Below are 20,581 nucleotides of genomic sequence, written 5' to 3' on the forward strand. Positions count from 1 at the left end.
TACTATTATTAAATGTAGTAAATGTGGAATATTAAAAAAGTATCATAAAGTTAATCATCGTGATGGAAATAAATGAATTGAAGATTTTTATTATACTGATTATTAAAACTTTTATTTTTTTAAAAAAACCATAAAAAATTAGAATTATTGAGGAAGATAAATAATATGAAAACAATACAAGATATGATTGCGGACTTAACAGGTGTTACTGTTGAGCAAGAAGACATATATTTATATTTAGAAAATGAAAAATTAAATTTATATGATGCTAATTTACCTTTTGCTAATTTAGGGCATGCTGATTTAACGAATGCTTGTTTAGAAGGTGCTAAAATTACAAAAAAACAATTAGACCAATTAATTATTGAGGAGGATGAATAATGACAAAAACAGTTAAAGAAATAGAACAAATACAAGATATTATAGATTTTATTTGTTCTAAGCATCAAACAAATGTAGATGATAAATTAATTAAATTATATGAAATTAGAAATAAAATGTTATATTACGAAAAAGAACTTACTGAAAAAGATAAAGAAATTAAAAAATTAGAAGAACAGTGGGAAAGTATTGTATGTAATAATTATAAATTACAACAACAACAATTATATAAAGAAGATTTTAAGAAAATGGCAAATACCAGTTTTAGTTCCAAAGGTCATACAAGTTTCACAACTTGAGAATTAAAAGATAATTCATTATATGACAAATTACCTAATAAGGAGGATAAAACATGTATTTAGTTATAAAAGATTCAGATAATATAAAAGATCATTATAAAATAACGGATTTAATTTCAAAAAATATCGATCATGAAGAAAAAGAAAACTTTTGATATAAATTTGGTTTAGAACAATATTGAACAGGGTACTGCTGATCAAGTGGAATGATAGATAATATAAAAGATATTGATAAATATTTAGCCAAAAAATTTAAAGAATTTCAAGAAAAACCATGAAATGAAATTATAGAAAATTATGTTGAAGATAAATTTGGTTATACAGTGGCAAAAAATTTATCTGATATTAATTGAGAAAAAAAGTCAGACAAAAATATAGAACCAGTTCGTTAATAATTGGTTTTTCGTTTTATTTATTTTTAACCTACTACTGAATATTAATTTTAGGAAAAATAAAATTAAAAGCAAAAAAAAAAAAGCGAGGTGATTATCATAAAAAAAGATTATTCAAAACCAAAAGCAAGATTTAATGGGAATATAATTATTGACTGTATTAGATGTTAACAAGAATTCACCATTTCAAATTTAGAATGATTAACGCTTAATAAATTTTATAAATGTCAAAAATGTAAAAAATAAAGGGGGTAGTTAAATGTGATAAAAAAAATTTATTTAAACCAAAATTTAATTTCACAAGAAATAAATAATAAAACGCATATTTTAATAAACAAACAAAAAGATTGCGTTGTTTGAGATAAAAATGGTTTAGGTTTATCAAGTTATAAAAATTATTTTAGTTTAGAAATTGATGAAAATGAAAATTATGTAGTTCGTAGTATCAATAATAAAAATGGTAATATTTTGGGAAAAAATTTAATTTTATCTTTTGCTAAATTAAAACAAGAAAACAAAAAACAGTTTAATTCGCAAAACAAAAATGATGATAATAATGATTTACTAAATAAATATAATAGTAATTATGAAAATACTAAAATTCATCAAAGAAAATTAACATTAGAAGAATTAAAACAATTACTAAAAGATTTAGAAAATATTGAAAATAATAATTATTGAGATAATGGTTTTTATTTAGGATACAACAAATATGAAAAAATTACTTAGTTTATTAGCGATATTTTCATTATCGTTTACAAACACAGTGAATTTGATTAGTTGTGATAATATTGCAAATAACAAACCAAAATTGCCACCATCAAAAACAAAATTACCAATAGTAAAAGATGTTTTTTACTATGAAAAATTAAAACAAGAAATTACAGCAGAAATTAAAGAATATGATGAAGTAATTAAAGAAATTGAAAATAGTAAAAATGATTATGAAAATGAAGAAGAATATCAAACAGAACTAAAACAAACACAAGCAGAAAAATTTATCAAAATATCAGAACTAAATAATTGTGAATATCAAATTTTACTATGTCAAAAAGAAAATAAGTTTACAGAAAAAAAACAACAAGCAATTAAGTTGTTAGAAAAACAAATAAATAACTTAAATAGTGCTTTAAATTTACTAAGTGAAATTAAAAATAGTGATTTTAATCAGAAAGATTTAGAAAAAAATAAAACAAAGATTAAAAATACAAAAATTATTTTGGATGAAGTTAAAAGAAATTAAGAAGGTAATGATTTAATGTGAAAAAATTTTTTAAAGAAATTAATTTATTAAAATTAATTATTAGTTTTTTAATAATTATAACATGTTGTTTAATGACTACATTTTTAATTTTATGTAGGGAATGAATAAATGATAGTAAATGTTTTTGGGTTTATATTGTTGTTTTTGCAATTAACATTATCATTAGTAGTTTGTTTATAATTACGGTTTTTGGTGAAATTTTAGAATTTATTAAAATAAAAAAGAAAAAATGAGCAAATAAATAAAAATTAAAATGATATAAATAAGCTAAATAACTATTTTATTTTCTAAATAAATAATAATAATTTTATTTATTTTTTTATATAAAGAGTGATTTTTGTAATTAATATTATAATTTTTATATTTATTTATAATTTTATTTTTTAATTCGATATACATATCTAGATGTTTAATGGTTATTATTTGACCCTTAATCAAGATTCATATTTTATCAATAATTAATAAACCAAATCTACTTTTTATTATAAATCAACTGGCAACTGAAAATCAAGAAATCATAAGTGGAATAATATATTCAGACAAATTTTTAAAATTAAGAAAAGTAAATAATTTTAAAATAGAAAATAAACCAATTATTCCAATTAAACCAAATGATAACAAAAAAATTAATAAAAAAAATATAAAAATTAAAAAAGCATATCAAAAATAATCTCATATTTTATTTTTCATTTTTACTACCTTATATCAATTATTTTAAATAAAAAACTAATTAAATTATATATAAATTTTAAAAGAAAAGGATGAATTTAATGTGAAAAAATTTTTTAAAGAAATTAATTTATTAAAATTAATGGGTATTGTTCTTGGGGTTATAGAGTTCGGTTTAATGACAACATTTTTAATTTTATGTAGAGGATGAATAAATAATAGTGCAGTTCTTTATGTTTATTTTGTGATTTGTATTTTTAACATTGTAATTAGTGGCGGAATTATATATATGATTGGTTTGTTAATTTGAGAACTAATTGAAAATAAAAAAGAAAACAAAAATAATGTAAATAATAATTAAAATAACACAAAACAAGATAATTAATATCTTGTTTTTAGAAAGAGGTGCAGCAATGATTAATTGTCCGTTTTGTAAATATATTCATAATATTTATAATGAAAACAATATCCATATATTATTTTTTTGTTCTTATAGATATCCCAATCCATGAATCATTTTAGATAAAAGAAAAATTAGAAGAATGATGGTTTATTATGCTTAAAGTAATTGAATTATTTGCTGGGATTGGAAGTCAAAGAAAAGCATTAGAAAAGATTGAAATTAACCACAAAATAATTGCTTTTTGTGATAACGATAAATACGCAGAAAAATCATATCGAGCGATTTTTAATGATTATGAAACCCCTAATTTAGGTGATATTACTAAACTAGAAACTTTACCGTATGCTGATTTAATAACTTGATCATTTCCATGTCAAGATATTTCAAGTGCTAATAATAACGGTCAAGGATTAAAAGGTAAACGAAGTGGTTTAGCTTATAAAGTTGTTGATTTAATAAAAACAATGACAATAAAACCCCAATATCTTTTAATGGAAAATGTACCAAATTTATTAAGTAAAAAGTTTTTTGTTGGATTTCAAAATCTACAAAATCAACTTAATAAATTAGGATATGATAATAAATATTTTACAATGAATGCCAAGGATTATGGAATTCCCCAAAACAGAAAACGATTATTTATGATTTCAACATTAAAGCAAGATTTTAAATTTAAATATCCACAACCTTGTAATTTAAAATTTTGAGTAAAAGATATTTTAGAAAACAATGTCAATGAAAAATATTTTATTCGGCAAGAATCAATGAAAAAAGCAGTTGAGAACAATAAACTTAAAATTATCCAACAATGTGCTTATACAATTACAACAAAACAAATGCGATGAGGAAACGCAGGAATTATTGCAATTCCAAATTATATAAAAAAAATTAATGATTGAAAATTAATGATTAATCTGAGAAATTATAATCAAATTAATATTTTTAATGACATAACAAAAAATAATCTTATTCCAACCATTACAACAGCACACGGAAGACCACCACAAATTGCATTGCCAATTAAGGATTATGGTAATTTTATTGTTTTACCACGAGCAAAAGATGGTTTGCTAATTAATGGATCATATAATCGGTTTTGAAAAACAGAAAATAATTATATAGGAACAATCGCAGCAAGTAATGTCAATAAAATTATGATTGATAATAAAAAACAACAACAAGATAGTAGTAAAATACTATCTTTTTTAATTGATGAAAAAGAATATTTTTTACGAGTATTAACTCCACGAGAATGTTGATTATTAATGGGATTTAGTAATAAAGACTTTGATAAAGCAAGTAAAGTTGTTTCAGAAACCCAACTTTATAAGCAAGCTGGTAATAGCATTGTTATTGATGTGTTAGAAAAAATGTTTATAGCAATGTTTCAAATAGAAAGAAAAAATTAAAGATGCAAAATAAAAGAAATGTTTGGTGAAAATGACTTTTATATCCTTTAACAATTATTACTGGAATTTTGTTGCTAGTAATTTCCCCTATTTTATTTTTAATTACCCTTGGAATTGATTGTGATTTTATGCTTGGTGATTTATTATTGCATTTATTTTGTTTACCTTCCGAAAGGAAGGAAAAAAAATGACTAAGAAAAGCAATATTAAAAATTACTTTAATAATCATCAACAATACTATCAAAAAAAGAAAAATATTTTTTATTGACAAATAAACAAAATTAACAAAAACAAATTTTTAAAATAACAAAGGAGGGTGAAAATATGAAATCAAACAACACAGCAGATTTTAGCGGAATAATGGATGTTGTTATATTATGAAGTAATGTTGTTTTAGGAGTATTTATGGGTTTAGCAGTTATTTTTGCAATTTGAAAATTAATTATTATTTTAATTTCAATAATGCGAAATGCTGATAATCCTGAAGCGAGAGGAAATGATTTAAGTGCTTTAAAATGACCGATCATAGCAATTATTATAATTTTGGTTGTGATTGCTGTTATGAATGTTATTTTACAAGTTATTAAAACATATAATCCTAGTATTGGAACATAGTTGATAAAAAATGAAAGGAAGTGAAAAATTATGATAGTTAATGCACTGTATAAACTAATATGATCAATTTTTGTAAAAGGGCCATTGCAATTAATCGCATCATTTAACACCGTCTTAAATTATTTAACAGGTGGTGTGGTTGGTGATTTAATGTTTGGATCAAAACAAGAATTTAGTTTTCAAAATATCCCAATGGCATTCTGATATTTTGTCATTACGGCTTTGTGTTTATTTTCCTTAATATTTACAATTACAATAATTAAAATTTTGTTTCAAGATGCCACCGAGACAAAAACAAAATTTATTGTTGCTTTACAAAATGGTAGTAAAGCGTTTGTTTTTATCTTTTTAATTCCAATCTTTTTCTTTTTGGCTAATTTTGCAATCGCTAACATTGCCAAAATGATTACATCAGGATTTGGTGGTGAAAACGGAAATATTGCAAACTATCTATACAATATCGGAAACGCAAATTGAGATGGTAGTGGTGATAATATACCAAGCAATTATTCCTATCCTGACAATATTGGTGATTTTAATATGATTGCCGAAGTTTTTGGAGTGTGATTTATGCTGTTTGCAATGTTTATGATTGGAATTGCTTTGGTACAAAAAATAATCGAATTGTTTTTCTTATTTATTATTTCGCCATGAGTAATGATTATTATGACAGTTGATAATGGTAAAGGAGCATTTATTTGAAAAGATATGGTAATTGCAAAATTTCTAGCATCAACCGCTACTTTAACAGGATATTTTATTTTTATGACGACAATTCAAACAATTTTAAGCACTAATTTAGCAGGATTAGGCATTGAGGGAATTGGAAAATCATTGTTTGTAATTCTAATGATGTGTGGTGGTGGTTTAGCTGTAATGGCGTTTTCAGATGTTGTTGCCAATCTGATTGGCGAAGCAGCTGGTGTTCGGGAAGGTATGAGTTCAATGAAATCAACTGTTGCTGGTGGAATGATGGCAATGGGTGCTGGAAAAATAGCAGGGAAAGCATTTGGATTTGCCAAAAGCAAAAGAGCCAAACAAGCATTAATGAATGGCGGAGCAATGAACGAAAAAACAATGAACGCGATGGGTTCTGGTGGTGATTGAGGGGATAATGAAACAGCAAGCAGTCAATCTCGCCAAGAAAAACCCCTTGACTTTCGCCATTTCTGACACGCCACTGAGGGAATGAGTTCAAGAGCTGGGATTGTTGGTTTAGCAGGCTTTGGACTTGGGGTCACAACTCTTGCCACAAGTAAACTAGTTGGTGCAGCTCGCGGAGGTGGAGCAAAAGGATTTTTCCGCCAAATTGGAAATGGGATTGCAACACCATTTAAAGCAATTGGTAAAAGATTTAACCCACAATTGGCTAGCAAAGGAAATCAAGAAAACAAAAGAAATACAAAAGATTTAAGTGATTGAAAAACTAAGTCTTTAAACAAAAAACTAGGGAAAGTTGAAAGAAAATTTACTAGCAAAAATAGTTTTTCATATTTTAAACCAACAACCAAAAAGGAAATGAAGCACAACAAAAAAATTGGAAAACAAGGTAATATAGTTGAAGTTATTGAAAAACACAATAATAAATCTGACGCTAGAAAAGAAAAATGAGATGAAAAAGCTGCTAAAAAAGCAGAAAAGAAAAAGGCATAAGTTAAAAAACACATGACAAAAACTAAAAATACGGTATAATGTAAGTAAAAAAGGAGTAATAAATTATGGGATTATGACGATTATTAGGCGGCGAAGTCAACTGAGAACGAGTTGCCAAAATGCAAAATAAAGAACATTTAAAAGAAATTCATAGTTCAATTATTGATGCACTCGGGGGGGGAACTAATAATATCCCTCTAAGCATTGATAGATTAAACGACGATGACAAAAATAATGTCATGTGAGTGCTAGAAAAGTTTGGTCGTAGTGTTCCAACAACTACTAAATATCCATGATTAAAACCAGTTGACGGTATTGGAAATTTACATTCCAGAAGATTTGAATATAATCAAATAAGATGAAATCAAGCATGAGAATGATACGACGAATATAAAAAAGGAACAATTCCATTTCTCGAATATCGCATTCAAATCCGCGAAAAAGAATTAGAAGAAATGGAAGAAAATTTAAAACATTTTAAAGCTAAAATTAATAAATTTGGTAAAAATCGTACTCAAATTAAACTAATTAAATCTTATGAAGAAAAAATTCCTTTAAGAAAGGCAGAAATTGCTAAATTAAAAAGTGAATTGGAATCATTAAAAGCAAAAGAAATACAAACACAACCCGACTTATCACTTGAAAATGAAAATTTACGCTTAAAAAAAGAAATTCTAGAAATGGAACTAAAATTAAAAGAAGCAAATAAACAAAGATAAAATGTATTTTTTATTTTTATGGTAAGATTATTTTAATTTAAAAAATAGATAGGAATGAGAAATATGGAAATAATATCATTAAAAAATATTACAAAGAAATATAACCCTAATAATATTGGTTGTTTTAATATTAATATAGCAGTTAAAAAAGGAGAAGTTTATGGATTTCTTGGTCCCAATGGTGCTGGTAAAACAACTGTTATTCGTCAAATGGTGGGATTTATTAAATCGGATAATGGTACAGGTACTATTTTAGGTTATGATGTGTGAAAAGATACTAAAAATATTATGAAAGATTTAGGCTATTTATCTGGTGAAGTTAATTTACCAAAATATATGACAGGAATTAGTTATTTAAAAACAATTTCTGAAATTAGAGGGAATGTTGATTGGAAATATGTAGAAAAACTAATTGAATATTTTGATTTTGATTCTAAACAGAAAATTAAAAAAATGTCAAAAGGAATGAAACAAAAAGTAGCTATAATTAGTGCTTTTATGCATAAGCCAAAAGTATTAATTTTAGATGAACCAACTTCAGGATTAGACCCTTTAATGCAACAAAAATTTGATACATTAATTAAAAATTTACAAAAAGAAGAGACAACCATTTTTATGAGTTCCCATATTTTTAGTGAAATTGATAATACTTGTGATAAAGTAGCAATTATTAAAAAAGGTAAAATTGTATCAGAAACTAATATTAAAGAACTTAAAAATAATGCTGATAAAATTTATGAATTAAAATTTATAACTATTAATGATTATGATAATTTTATAAATAAAAAATGAAAAATAATTGATACTAATAAAGTAACAAAAATAATAAAAGTTGAAATCAGTCAAAATAATATAAATAATTTTTTAAAAGAAATAACAGATTATCAACTAGAATATTTTAAGGAATTACCATTTAATTTAGAACAACATTTTATTAAATTTTATGAAAAAGAGGTAAGTTTTAATGATTAATTTAAAATTTGTAAAATTACAGTTTAAAAATATAAAAATAATTTTAATTATATGATCTATTTTGTTTTTTTTATTAACAATTCTGCCAGGAACTGTAAAATATTTTAGTCCAGCTACTAATATTAAAACAGTTTCAGCTGCTGCTTTTGTTAGTTTTATTATGTATGGTTATGGTTGTGGTCTTATTATGATTTTTCCATATTCAATAATTACAACTCATATTTTATTAACAAAAGAAATTAAAGAAGGTTATTTTGCTTGTTGATTAGTATTGCCTATGTCAAGAAAAACAGTTTTAAACTCAAAAATTTTTACATTAATTTCGTCAATTATAATTTTAAATGTTGGTTCTTTATTTTTACAATTAATTTTATTTTCTCTGGTTTACAAAGATTTTAATCAACAAAATCAAATAAATTTAGTTCTTACAAGTTTTTCATTTTTATTTTTATGGATATTATGATCTTTTATTGTTTGAGTTATTTCTTGTTATTTTGATAATTCTGCACTATCTATTTCATTATTATCACTTATTTCAATATTGTTTTTATTATTTGGTATTTTATCTTTTATTGGAAAAACTTTAGGCACTTCAAACTCAGGTTTAGAAAAATTAAAATATTTTAAATTTTTAACAATTATTTCATTTTTTAATTCAGCATTAAATTTTGCTGATTTACCAAATAGTAGTTTAAATATTATTATTGCTAAACCATTACAACCTAAAAGTTTAGATTTTTGTTGACAATTACCAACTATGTTTGTTTTAGGAACTGGTTTATTTAGCTTAGGAAATTGAATTTTTATTAAAAAAAGTTTATCACTATAATTTATTTAAAAAATTAAAAACAAAATAAAAAATAGTAATTTTAGTTAATTACTATTTTTTTGTTAAAATAGAAAGGAAAAATAAAAATGTATGAAAAAATTACTTATTTTTTTAGCAATATTTTCGTTTTTATGTACAAACACAGTAAATTTGATTAGTTGTTGTAATATTGCAAATAATAAAGCACATTTATATCCTAATTTAGAAAATGTTTTAAAAGTTAATTTAGAAACAAATATTGATTTAGAAAAAATGTACTTGCCCCACTCCGTTTTAATGCAACAGCGAGGTTATAAAGGAACTTTCTTTAATCAATATAAAACAGATATAATCAAAAATTTAACAGATGCTTTTTTAAGCAAAGCAGATATTAATTTAGAAATTAAATTTAAAACAGAATTTAGTACTTATCAACAATTACAAGAATATTTAAAAATAGAACAACAAAATTACTGACAAAATTTACTTAATAATATTTGTCAAAAATACCAAGATAATTTAAAACAACTTATTTTATTGTTTTATAATTTTGTTGCTAGTATTTGAAATAAAACAAATATCAATGAAATTTTACGAAAAATAGAAATTAAAAATATCATTGATGGTGATACTAATGTCTTAGGACAAACAAATAATTACCAAACTATTTTAATAAACAAAAAGATTTTATCTTGTGTCTTTAAACAAACAATAAATAGTGAATGACAAAAAGGACAATTTACAAGCAATAACTTTTTCCATATTTTAATCCACGAATTAGGACATATCTTTTATTTTTATGATTGAGAAACATTTAAAATCAATCATATTTTTTATTTAAAACAATTTTTAGGACAGAAAATTAATAACTTAAATAAATTCGCAGAATTAGACAAAGAAAAAGTGTTAAAGATATTTGCCAATAGCAATTATGGTTTGAGTGATGATGACGAGTTATTGGCAGAGGGATTTGCATATTGGTTATTAACAAAACAAAGTATGCAAACAAAAATATGAGAATTTTGAAACGAATACTTTACAAGTTATTTACCACAAATAAGAGATAAAGAAAGGAAGTGTAAATGATGTTAAACACAATAATCGGAATGATGGGAACAATAGCCGTAATAGGTTTATTTGGTTGTTTATGAAAATTTCTTGGTATTAAATTGCAAAAAATGAAAAAACAAATTGAGTTAACGAAATACAAAAAAACTTGTCGAATAATATTATATGTTAGTATAAGTTGTTTTGTGTTATTTTTGTTTGTAATTGGATTATGGTTTGGATTAATATATCCAAGTTTGAAATAAAATGAAAAAAAAATTAAAATAGAAAATAATAATTTATTGAACTGAAAAATTGAACTTATAACAATATTTATATTATTTATGATAACTATTATATCACAAATAATAAGTGGATTTATTGTTATTAAAAAAGAAAAAAGTGGGAAAAAATACTTATTTTATTAATTGTGTCATTATTATTTTTTCTTTTTGCTATTATAGAAATTATTTTAGGTTTTGTTTCTTAATAAAGTATTTAAACCAAATTATAATAATTGTAATTAAGGAAGAAATAAAACTAATCATGCATTCATATATTTATTGTTCTCCATTTTTTATATTCTAACATTTATAAAATATTTTTAAACCAGAAAGGAGACTATATACTATGAAAAAAAATATATTATCATGTTTATTAACATCGTTGATTGGTGTAAGTGAACCACTTATTGTCAAATCATCCATCAATGATATTTTTTCAATCACAAAACAAGAACAAGCTATCAGCAAAAATATAAAGAAAAGTTTTAATCCAACATCCCCAAGTTTTATAAAAAATATTAATTGAAATGATGATATTTATGCCGAAACAGGTGGGGTTTGGGGTGGTGATTATACAGAAAAAGTAGAATCATCATATTATTATGTTAATATACTGGATTATGCTAGTAGTTGAAATGATTTTAAAAATAAATACAAACAGATCAAAATAGATTTTGAGGGTTATGTTGATCATAATCAGGCGGCTAAGGTAGATTATAACGCTTATCACTATATCAATCTAAATCAAATAAGTAGCACGGCAAAAGCAACGCGACTTTTTTATCACTATCAAGGTTATACTCAAAATGAAGAGTGAGGTTGAGCAGATGTAAGATATCAATTAGAAAATAATCAAATTAAAGTTGATTTTCTAGTTTATGCACGAGCAAAAAACGGATGAAATTCAAGCAATACATGAGCTAAAACATGATTAAAAGTTAATGAACTAATTTTTAATACAAGTTTTAGTTTTAATGAGATGAAAAGTAAATTAACAAGTGAATTAAATAAAGAAATTAATTATTATTCTAATATTGATAATAATCCACAAAGTTCACATAATTGAAAGCAAATTAAAACACAAGTAGATAACAAAATCAAAAAAGCACTAAATGATAATAATGATACCCAGGGATGAATTGAATTTTTAAACCCAAATTATCAGTTAGAAAAAAGCAATAATGGTTATTTTATAAAAACAATAATTAACATCCATAATAATCAAAGTGGCAATTATGAAATGTGGGAATTTAAAACGCTACTAAATTTTGATAGTGATTATAATATTGCTAATGCTAAAAATAGAATAGAAAATGAATTAAAACATACAATTATTTATCAAAGTGATACATCAACCAATATTTTAGATGAAAGTAATTGAAATGCAATTAAAAATATCTTAGATAATAAAATATTTAGTATTTTAGGAAAAAATGAAAACATAACGGAATGAAAAAAACTTATTAAACCTAATTACGCCTTAATAACGGAAAATAATAATTATTATCTTAAAACAAGTTTTAATATTTTTAATCATTTAACAGAACAATGAGAAAATTGAGTTTTTAAAACAAAACTCAATTTTTCATTAAGTGCGAAATATTGAAAAAGTAAATTACAAGAACGAATTTTAATAACACCAGGAAAAATTAGTGATGAAAATGGGGTTACAATGATTAATTATATCGAAGAAGTTATCAATAACGGTGAGGGAAAGGAAAATAAATATAATAAAGGAATAATAAAATATCATACAACAACATTTTTTCAATACATCGAACCAAAAGAAAATAACAATGATCCCGATTATGATATTGTTAAAATAAATGGGGTTAATTTAAACGCTGTTAATGGTTTATACACATATACTTTTGATGATAAAGAAAAAGTTAATAAATATGAAATTGAAATTATCCACCGAGCAAACCCTAAAATTGAGGGAGATGTTGGTGGTAATTTTAAGTTAACAATTTTAATTGAAACAATTACCCCATCATTACAATTAAAATTAATGGGATGAGGGTCAAAAAATATCGACTATGAAAAACTAACAAGTGAATTTATCAAAGATCCCAGTAATGAAAATAAAACAATTAAAAACCTTAATTATGATCAAGAAGTTAATAAAGAAACAGGGACAAAAAAACAATTAATATGAATTCACCATCATTCTAACACTCCATTTCCGTTAGATCCAGTTGACAGAGATGGAAATTTAATAAAAAGTAGCAATATTAATGATTACGATATTGGTTATTTAGCAGAGGCAAGTGCAGTTGGAGCAGGATTTGAAAACTTTTACAATAATGAAAATATTGAAAAAGTTATTCGTTATTTATCGAATGAAAATTTAGAGACTAAATTTGAAAATGGCTATCAATTAGAAAAAAACAAAACGGGAGATGTTAATACTAGTGCTGGGTGGTTTCATTTTATTATTCAACAAAAACGTTTTAATGATTTAAACGGAAATACACAAACACCATTTTATCAACACAAATTCATTTATGTTGATAAAAATAAAAGTTCAAATTATGGATATTTTTTAAATTCAGTTGATAGCAAAAACGCTAATGATTTTTGAAACACAATACAAGGAAAACATTTAAAAAATTATATGATTAACTATAAAAAGTGAAATTCAGATAATGATTTATCAAAATTAACTTATGAAGCAGTTTTATCATATTGACGAGATTATGTTTCAGATATTCGCAATCATTTAGCAGTTAATGAAAGCATCAATAATTTTAAATCACTAAATGATTTAAATATTAGTGCTTTGAAAATGAATGCCAAAGATATGAAAACTATTAGAAATAAAATTGAAAACTTTGTTTGAAAAGAAATAAATAAACTTAGTTTATTAGCAACAATAAATAAAGATTATATTATTCAAATATATAAAAATAGCCAATGACAGAAATTAACTGATGATGATTTAAACCAATTAATAACTAATCAACAAGAACAAACAAAAGAAATAATGCTAAAAATCAAAGCACTAAATACATCAATGTTGTTAATTGGTGAAACAAACCAATTTAAAGTTATTAATAACTTAAATTATGATGAAAATAAAGTTATTGATTTAAGTAAAATTAAATATCAAAATCAAGAATATAATTTTAAAGATAAAACAAAAGATTATATTTTTAATAATTATATTATGGAATATATTAAGCAAGGTTTTAAAATTAATAAATTAGATGAAATCTTAAAACAAGACATTGATTATCAAATATCATTACAAGGATTAAATGGCCAAAAGATTAATATTAATGATAATGAATTACAAGAATTTATGAAAAAAATTCAAGAAAATAAATATAGCGAGTTAAAAATTACTATTTATGCTTTGGATAATAGTTTAAAAGCAGTTGGAAATGTTTCATATAAATTAATAAACAACCCAATAACAGAAAATGCCCCCAACAAACCGAATGAAATTCCCTCAACAGAGGGAATAATACCTAACGCTCCTAATAAACCAAATGGAAATAACGAAAATAATGGGAATGGAGAGAATAATAATCCTAATAAACCAGAAAAACCAAATAAACTACCAGACCCCAATCTTAATGAGAATAATGAAACAGGATGAAAAAAGTTTTTGCAAAAACCAGTTAATTTGTTTTTTATGACTTTTATTAGTTGTGGGATAGTTGGTGGTTTTATAACCTGAATTATTTTGAAAAACCAATTTAATAAAAAAATTGGGGGTAAAAAGTTGAAAAAAATAAAAGCGATAAAGAAGGCAAAAAAAGATAAAATATCGGTTTATTTTTTTATTCAAATACCCTTAAAACGCGTTTTAAGGGTTAAATTAGATATGAAAAGTTATTTTATTATATATAAATAAAAAAATATAATAAATAAAATAGTTTTTAAAATGGCATTTTAAATGCCATTTTTTATTTCAAAGAAAGAGGTGCAAAATATGAAAAATGTAATACCAAAAAAATTAAAAGATGCCAAATATCGCTTTTGACGCAATATAACAATAACAGATGTTTTGATAATTGCTGTTTGAGTTGGATTAACAATTTTGTTTATCTTTGGTTTTCAATGAAAACTATGAATAAAATTATTAGCATCATCAATAATGATTTTAATTAGTTTACCGCTAATTATTACAAATAAAAAAACTAATTTAAAAGGATGACAATATTTATATTATAAAATTAATTATTTATTTAGTTGTAAGAAATACAGTAAAAATAAAACAACTTTACTAGTGCCATATAATAAAGTTATTAATGATAATTATATTGCAACACACGGAATTTTAAAAGGTACTTTAAAAAAGACTTTAATTGGAGCAATTAAAATAAAGGGATTCGATATCACTTTATTAAGTAGCGAAGAGCAAATATTAAGATTACGAGATTTGCAAGAAGTTATTAAATTTTCTAATTTTCCAATAACTTTTTTAAAGTTAGAATTACCATTAAATTTTGATGATAACATTAAATATTTACAAAAACAAATTAATAAAACGCAAATTCGTTATAAAAACAAAGAAATTAGTTTTAATCAATTTGTAAAAATTACAAAACAAATTAAAAATAATATTACTTTTTTAAAAAAAGAATTAATTAAAATAAACGATGAAATTAAAACTGAAAAATGTTTTTTTATTTTTGTATATGGAAATAGTCAAAAAGATTTAAATGAAAAAATATTATTTTTAGAAGATAAATTATATAAAGGAAAAATTAATTGCAATACTTTATCTAATTACGAAATAACAAAAATCTTAAAATTAATGTGAAACCCGTATGAAAAACCATTAAATAAAACAAATTTTAATAAAAATAAAGATAATTTAGCAAAATTATTGCAATTTAAATACCTAAATATTAAAAAAAATTATTTTATAGCAAATGATTTATATTATTCAATTAATACTATTCAGGACTACCCTTTATTTATTAATGATTTATGAGGAGCATGTTTATTTTCAAATGAGCAAACTATTATTTGAAATATAAATCCTTTAAATTATGATGAAACAAAAAAAGCAATCAATAGCGCTATTCAAACAACCCAAACAAGACAAGTAATGACAAAATCATATGTTAATACAAATGAAAATAACTATGAATTAGAAACATACTATCATTTAATTGATGAGGTTAATGGTGATGGTGAATTATTAAAAAATGTTAATATTTTATTTTTAAATTATGGAACAAATAAAAAAACATTATCACAGGCACAAACACGATTAACAAAAGCACTAAAAGAAATGGATATTAAACCTAATCCATTGTGATATCAACAATTTAATGGTTTAAAAGGTTTTATACCCTATAACAATAAGGTTATAATAAAAAAATATGGCCGAGAAATGCCAACAAGTACCTTAGCAGCATCATTTCCGTTTATTGATAGTGGATTATATGATAAACAAGGAATGTGATTAGGAACAAATAATATGGGAAATGTTGTATTGTGAGATCAATTTAAAATTACAAGTAAAAGAACAAACCATAATATGTTTATAATTGGTGCATCAGGAATGGGAAAAACATATTTGTTAAAAAAAATAATAAATCACCATATCAAGATGGGACGAAAAGTTATTGTTATTGACCCTGAGCGTGAATACCAAGAATTATGTAAATATTATGATGGAAATTGAATTGATGCAGGAGATGCTTCGATAGGAAAAATAAACCCTTTACAAATTTTAGATAATAACTTTATTGATGAATTAGAAAATACCAATTCCTCGCCCCTATCAAATCATTTACGATTTTTAGAACAATGATTCAAAACGCTTTATCCTGATTTTAACGGGCGAGAAATTAATTTATTAACAAAGTATTTGAAATTATTATATCATCAATTTAAAATTACAAATAATATTGACATTAATAAAATTAATAATAATGATTTTCCAATTATGAATGATTTTTATTATTTATTAGAAAAAGAATATAAGAACAATGAAAATCAACTTTTAAAAGAATTTATAGATTTAATAGCAACTGATTTTTTAAATGATGGAAAATATCAAGCACTTTGAAATGGTCACACAACAATAAAATTTAATAATAACTTTATTGTTTATGATGTTTATAATTTGTTTGATTTAGATGACAAAAAAACAAACGCAGCACAATTAATTTTAATGCTAAATATTATTAAAAAAGAAGTAAAAGAAAATCGTTTTAAAGATAATAATGAAATTGTAATAATTGTTGATGAGGCTCATTTAGCAATCGATAAAGATAATCCAGTTGCCTTAAATTTTATGTATCAAATGACAAAGCGAATTAGAAAATATAATGGTGCTTTGGTTGTGGCAACACAAAACATCGCTGATTTTGTAGAAAATGAAACTGTTTTAAAGAAAACCACAGCAATTATTAATAATAGTCAATATTCATTTATTATGGGGTTAAAACCTAACGACTTAGAAAAAGTTATTAATTTATATAAAAGTTATGGCGGATTAACATCAGCAGAAAAAGATTATATTGCTCGTAGTGTAAAAGGACAAGGGTTATTTTTTGTTTCTGGATTTGAAAGATATCGGATTGAAATTCAATCAAACAAAAAAGAAAAAGAAGGATTTGGAAAAAAAGATAATTAAAAAAACAAGTAAATTTACTTGTTTTTTTAATTTTTATGAAGAATTTTGTTAAATTTTTGCTTTTTTAGTAAAAAACAACAAAAAAATTCAAAAAAGAAGGATAAAAATGTTAAAAACAAATTTAGGAAAATTAATAAATGGTGACGCATTAACTTTTATTAAAAGTTTAGAAAATAATAGCGTTGATTTAATTTTAACTGATCCACCCTATTTATATAATTTGCCAAAAAGAAAAAACGAGCAAATAAATGAAAATAATATATCAAAAAGTATAAATAAGTATATTAATGCTATCTATGATAATAATTTGCATAATTCATTTGATATAAGTACTTATTTAGATGAGTTTTACCGAATTTCAAAAACTAAATTTATGTTAATTTGAATGAATAGATGACAAATTAAAGATTATTTAGATTGAGTTTATAAAAATAATATGAATTTTGATTTTTATTTTTGAGAAAAAACAAATCCAATGCCAACTAATAATTTTATTTTGCAAGATAAAGAATATTGTATGATAATTTATTCTAAAAAACATAAAATTCCTAATTATAAAAATAATTATGAAAGTAAAAAAACAATTTTTAATTTTCCAATCGGACACAAAATAACAGAACACCCAACAGAAAAACCACTAAATATATTTTACGATTTAATTAAAAAACATAGCAAAGAAAATGATTTAATTTTAGATTGTTTTATGGGCGGTGGTACAACAGCGATTGCTTGTGAACAATTAAATCGAAAATGATTAGGTTGTGAAATAAATAATAATTACTTTGCAATGGTACAAAAGCGATTAAAGAAAATACAACTTAAATTAAATTTTTAAAAAATGAATAACTTTCAATTAATCAAAAAGATAAATTATATTGCTGTTTTAATTGCAATGATGGTTGTATTATCGCAAACTATGCGAATCCAAATTATTCCAAGAACATCAATTCCATTATTTTTAATTCCTATTTTTATAAGTAGAATTATTTTAAATTGATATTGGTGTTTATTAATTGGAATTATGGGACATTTTTTATCAGATTTAACATTATGAAGTTTTACTTTGGGATCATTATGCTGAAATATTGGGACAGGTTTATTAGCAGTTTTAATTAAACTAATTAATTGAATAAAAATAAATCATAGTATTAAAATTATTCTTATTTTATTAGCAAACATAATTATTTATCTTCCGATTGATTTTGTTCTTTTTTGATTAAATCTTGGTGTTTTAAATATAGAACAAATAATTATCGGAATATTAATTATGAACACAATATGTTTACCAATTTTCTATTTTATAACATTAAAAATTAAAAAAAGATTAAAAATAATTTTTTAGAGAAAGGAACTATCAAAATGAAAGAAACAGAAAAATATATAAGTTATCAAGTTATGACAAATAATTTAATTTTAACAAAACCTTATTATGATATTAAAGGTAATAAATGAATTGAGTTAAGGATAAAAAATTTATTGTATCCTTATGCAAGCATTAATATAAATAGCAAATATTTTAAATTACAATATAACAAAGATTATTGTTTTATTACAATTTTTAAAAATCAAAACTTTTATATTAAAAATAAAGATGGAAAAATTGAGGGTGAGGCTAATTGAGAAAAACTGCACCCTTTTTTATTAGAAATGAATAAGCAAGTTTTAATTAAAAAAGCAGAACAAAAACAAATATACCAAGAAAATTTAAAATATTTTAATAGTAATAAATTTCCAAAAAAAGATTATTAATTAGACAAAATAAAAATGAAATTTTTGAAATATTTTGACAAAGCCAAAATGTATGATGAGCAAGCATTTTGGCTTTCTAAATTTAATAAATTTTAAAAGGTAAAAATTTCCAAAAAAGGAGGATAAAAAGATGGAAAAAGAATATAAATTTAGGTCATCACCACCAATTGCAACTTTTAAAAAATATAGTAGTAAAAGTGTTAATAAACTAATAAGACATAATTTTAGAATCGGAATACCTGAAAATGTTAATCCTGAATTTAAAAAATATAATTTTTATTATGTTGGTGATACAAAAGCAAAAATTAGCAATGACAAAGGTTTTCAGTTAACAAATAATAAAAGATTTGAATTATTAAAAAATATAGAAGAAGATTGAAATAAGCAACAACAAAAATATAGTGAAGCACAAAAATCAGCTTTTAAAGAGTTTTGTAATAAACATAATACTTATATAGAAATTGTTTTGCCAGCAACAAGACAAGAATGATTTGAAAAAATGGGAATATGTCAATTTACAGATATTCAAGTATGAGATAAAAAAACGGATAAGCGCAAAATGGGACAATTAATTCCTGAAAGTATAAATTATCATAAATTAAATGAATGAGCTAATATTGAAATAAATTTTATGAAACAATGAATGAAAAATAATCTTAAAACAGATATGGGATATTTGTATTCAGCAGTTCACATGGATGAAACAACACCCCATATTCATTTTGGTTTTATTCCAATTAGTAAAGTTTTTTCAAAAAAACTTAATGAAGAAAGATACATAATTAGTAATAATCGTATTTTTGGAGGTAAAAAACAACTACAAAAATTCAATAATTACCATGCTAATTATTTAACAAAAGCAGGTTATGAAATAGAACCTGGTGAAATTGGTGGTAAAGGTAGTTATAATGCAATGAATTTTCGAGAAGTTAAAGAATTTGAACGAAATAAATTAGAAAATGAAATTAATAATCTATTTGATCAATACAAGTCTACCAAAGACAATATTAAAGAATTTAACAAAATTAAAAGTATTAATGATGATTATGATAGTTTAATTTATGAAATTAAACAATATTTAAGATATGAAAATAATTTTACAGATTATGAAATAAACCAATTAACTAAATATTTAGATTTAGCAGAAAAAATGAAATATTACAAAATTATCACCACCATTCCTAGTACAAAAGAATTAGATTTTAAAAATATGAGTTTAATTGAACAAGAATTTAATGAAATGGTTTTTAAAATTAATCCTATTATGCAAAAAGGTTATGATTTAGTGAGTAGTATAGAAAGAGAGTTATAAA

The 20,581-nt window shown here is 23.1% G+C and carries 20 protein-coding genes; all 20 read left to right on the forward strand.

Annotated features, from left to right (window positions below; translation table 4 throughout):
- Positions 1-165: 165 nt before the first annotated feature.
- Positions 166-381, forward strand: a complete 216-nt coding sequence (locus tag SKUN_RS07620) for a pentapeptide repeat-containing protein (RefSeq protein ID WP_053391518.1) — start codon at positions 166-168, stop codon at positions 379-381.
- Positions 381-743, forward strand: a complete 363-nt coding sequence (locus SKUN_RS07625) for a hypothetical protein (protein WP_053391519.1) — start codon at positions 381-383, stop codon at positions 741-743. The genes SKUN_RS07620 and SKUN_RS07625 overlap by 1 nt, the downstream gene beginning before the upstream one ends.
- A complete protein-coding gene (locus tag SKUN_RS07630) occupies positions 734-1,072 on the forward strand; it encodes a hypothetical protein (protein WP_053391520.1) in 339 nt (112 codons plus the stop codon). Before SKUN_RS07625 ends, SKUN_RS07630 begins: the two co-directional genes overlap by 10 nt.
- Before the next feature lie 261 nt (positions 1,073-1,333).
- Positions 1,334-1,801 (forward strand): hypothetical protein, encoded by a 468-nt coding sequence (locus SKUN_RS07635; RefSeq protein WP_053391521.1) that lies wholly within the window; start codon positions 1,334-1,336, stop codon positions 1,799-1,801.
- Complete coding sequence (locus tag SKUN_RS08965; RefSeq protein WP_053391522.1) at positions 1,785-2,315, forward strand: hypothetical protein; 531 nt, start codon at positions 1,785-1,787, stop codon at positions 2,313-2,315. Before SKUN_RS07635 ends, SKUN_RS08965 begins: the two co-directional genes overlap by 17 nt.
- Positions 2,316-2,748: 433 nt before the next feature.
- On the forward strand, positions 2,749-3,006 hold the full coding sequence (locus tag SKUN_RS08945; RefSeq protein ID WP_144416786.1) for a hypothetical protein: 258 nt from the start codon (positions 2,749-2,751) through the stop codon (positions 3,004-3,006).
- A gap of 102 nt (positions 3,007-3,108) precedes the next feature.
- Positions 3,109-3,366 carry a hypothetical protein gene (locus tag SKUN_RS07655; protein WP_053391525.1) on the forward strand — a complete coding sequence of 86 codons (258 nt, stop codon included), beginning with the start codon at positions 3,109-3,111 and terminating at the stop codon, positions 3,364-3,366.
- Between the two features lie 194 nt (positions 3,367-3,560).
- Entirely contained in the window at positions 3,561-4,817 is a 1,257-nt protein-coding gene (gene dcm / locus SKUN_RS07660) for a DNA (cytosine-5-)-methyltransferase (protein WP_053391526.1), read from the forward strand.
- Between the two features lie 324 nt (positions 4,818-5,141).
- Positions 5,142-5,432 carry an Mbov_0395 family pilin-like conjugal transfer protein gene (locus SKUN_RS07670; protein ID WP_047797199.1) on the forward strand — a complete coding sequence of 97 codons (291 nt, stop codon included), beginning with the start codon at positions 5,142-5,144 and terminating at the stop codon, positions 5,430-5,432.
- 30 nt (positions 5,433-5,462) lie between these two features.
- Positions 5,463-7,085, forward strand: a complete 1,623-nt coding sequence (locus tag SKUN_RS07675; RefSeq protein WP_053391528.1) for an Mbov_0396 family ICE element transmembrane protein — start codon at positions 5,463-5,465, stop codon at positions 7,083-7,085.
- Positions 7,086-7,150: 65 nt separating this feature from the next.
- Complete coding sequence (locus tag SKUN_RS07680; RefSeq protein ID WP_053391529.1) at positions 7,151-7,804, forward strand: hypothetical protein; 654 nt, start codon at positions 7,151-7,153, stop codon at positions 7,802-7,804.
- A gap of 63 nt (positions 7,805-7,867) precedes the next feature.
- Positions 7,868-8,776 (forward strand): ABC transporter ATP-binding protein, encoded by a 909-nt coding sequence (locus SKUN_RS07685; RefSeq protein WP_053391530.1) that lies wholly within the window; start codon positions 7,868-7,870, stop codon positions 8,774-8,776.
- On the forward strand, positions 8,769-9,605 hold the full coding sequence (locus SKUN_RS07690; RefSeq protein WP_053391531.1) for a hypothetical protein: 837 nt from the start codon (positions 8,769-8,771) through the stop codon (positions 9,603-9,605). The genes SKUN_RS07685 and SKUN_RS07690 overlap by 8 nt, the downstream gene beginning before the upstream one ends.
- A 90-nt stretch (positions 9,606-9,695) precedes the next feature.
- A complete protein-coding gene (locus SKUN_RS07695; RefSeq protein ID WP_053391532.1) occupies positions 9,696-10,676 on the forward strand; it encodes a hypothetical protein in 981 nt (326 codons plus the stop codon).
- A 585-nt stretch (positions 10,677-11,261) separates the two neighbouring features.
- On the forward strand, positions 11,262-14,777 hold the full coding sequence (locus SKUN_RS07705; protein ID WP_053391534.1) for a hypothetical protein: 3,516 nt from the start codon (positions 11,262-11,264) through the stop codon (positions 14,775-14,777).
- Between the two features lie 78 nt (positions 14,778-14,855).
- A complete protein-coding gene (locus tag SKUN_RS07710; protein WP_053391535.1) occupies positions 14,856-17,519 on the forward strand; it encodes an Mbov_0397 family ICE element conjugal transfer ATPase in 2,664 nt (887 codons plus the stop codon).
- Positions 17,520-17,625: 106 nt separating this feature from the next.
- Positions 17,626-18,354 carry a DNA-methyltransferase gene (locus tag SKUN_RS07715; protein WP_053391536.1) on the forward strand — a complete coding sequence of 243 codons (729 nt, stop codon included), beginning with the start codon at positions 17,626-17,628 and terminating at the stop codon, positions 18,352-18,354.
- Positions 18,355-18,357: 3 nt separating this feature from the next.
- Positions 18,358-18,861, forward strand: coding sequence for an ECF transporter S component (locus SKUN_RS07720; RefSeq protein WP_053391537.1), 504 nt, complete (start codon positions 18,358-18,360; stop codon positions 18,859-18,861).
- 17 nt (positions 18,862-18,878) lie between these two features.
- Positions 18,879-19,268, forward strand: coding sequence for a hypothetical protein (locus SKUN_RS07725; protein ID WP_053391538.1), 390 nt, complete (start codon positions 18,879-18,881; stop codon positions 19,266-19,268).
- A gap of 130 nt (positions 19,269-19,398) precedes the next feature.
- Positions 19,399-20,580, forward strand: coding sequence for a plasmid recombination protein (locus SKUN_RS07730; protein WP_053391539.1), 1,182 nt, complete (start codon positions 19,399-19,401; stop codon positions 20,578-20,580).
- Position 20,581: the final 1 nt, after the last annotated feature.

Origin of the sequence: Spiroplasma kunkelii CR2-3x, assembly GCF_001274875.1 — a bacterium.
GTDB lineage: Bacteria > Bacillota_I > Bacilli_A > Mycoplasmatales > Mycoplasmataceae > Spiroplasma > Spiroplasma kunkelii.